Origin of the sequence: Streptomyces sp. SD31 (assembly GCF_052068475.1) — a bacterium.
In the GTDB taxonomy this organism is placed as follows: Bacteria; Actinomycetota; Actinomycetes; order Streptomycetales; family Streptomycetaceae; genus Streptomyces.
On record NZ_JBQHCX010000049.1, the window covers coordinates 1 to 1,247 of the forward strand.

1 protein-coding gene is annotated in these 1,247 nt (G+C 68.6%); it reads right to left on the reverse strand.

Going from position 1 to position 1,247, the window contains the following annotated elements; translation table 11 throughout:
* The coding region (locus ACTMVF_RS42350) for an amino acid adenylation domain-containing protein (RefSeq protein WP_441276423.1) at positions 1-1,247 on the reverse strand (1,247 nt) is incomplete at both ends.

Below are 1,247 nucleotides of genomic sequence, written 5' to 3' on the forward strand. Positions count from 1 at the left end.
GGGGAGGGCTTTGCGGTCGAGTTTGCCGTTGGGGGTGAGGGGGAGGGCGTCGAGGGTGACGATGGCTGAGGGGACCATGTAGTCGGGGAGGTGCCGGCCGAGGGTGCTCAGCGCGGCTGACTCGTCCCACAGAGCGCGGTTCGCCACGGCGTAGGCGACGAGGCGTTGGTCGCCGGGGTGGTCTTCGCGGAGTTGGACGGTTGCTTGGGTGACGCCTGGTAGGGCGGTGAGGGTGGTTTCGATTTCGCCGAGTTCGATGCGGTGGCCGCGGAGTTTGATTTGGTGGTCGGTGCGGCCGTCGTAGATGAGGTGGCCGTGGTGGTTCCAGTGGGCGAGGTCGCCGGTGCGGTACATGCGGCTGCCGGGTTCGCCGTGGGGGTTGGCGGTGAAGCGTTCGGCGGTGAGGGCTTGGCGGTTGTGGTAGCCGCGGGCGAGTTGTTCGCCGGCGAGGTAGAGCTCTCCCGGGACTCCGGCAGGGACGGGCCGTAGGGCTGAGTCGAGTACGTATACCTGTGTGTTGGCGAAGGGTCGGCCGATCGGCACGGGGCCGTGGGCGTCGGTGTTGGTGTCGGGTTCGAGGTGGTGGTCGGTGATGTTGACGGTGGATTCGGTGGGTCCGTAGGCGTTGATGATGCGGACGTGGGGGTGCTGCTGGCGCCAGGTGGTGAGGTGATCGGTGTGCAGGGCCTCCCCGCCGAGGATGAGGGTGTGGGAGGGCGAGGCGGTGTCCTCCAGCGTGTTCAGCAGCGGGAGGTGGCTGGGGGTTGCCTTGATCAGCGTGGGCTGGATGGTGGTGGTTTCGAGGGTGGTGAGGTGGACGGTTCCGCCGTTGGTGAGGGGGGTCCACAGGGCGGTGATGGTGAGGTCGAAGGCGAGGGGGGAGTGCAGGAGGGTGGTGCCGGTGGTGGCGGTGTAGGTGGTGCGGGTGCGGTGGAGGTAGGTGGCCAGGGCGTGGTGTTCGATGATGACGCCCTTGGGGCGGCCGGTGGAGCCGGAGGTGTAGATCATGTAGGCGGGGTGGCGCGGTGACCACGGCACGCGCCGCTCGGCATCCGTGATCGCGGCGGCGGAGTTCTCCCGATAGACCGTGCCCGGCACCGGCTCGGTCAACGTCAGCGTGGGCGTGGCGTCGCCGAGCATGTAGTCGATGCGCTCGGCGGGGTAGTCGGGGTCGATGGGCAGGTAGGCGGCGCCGGTCTTGAGGACGGCGAGCATGCTGACGATCGCGTCGAGCGACTTGGGCAGAG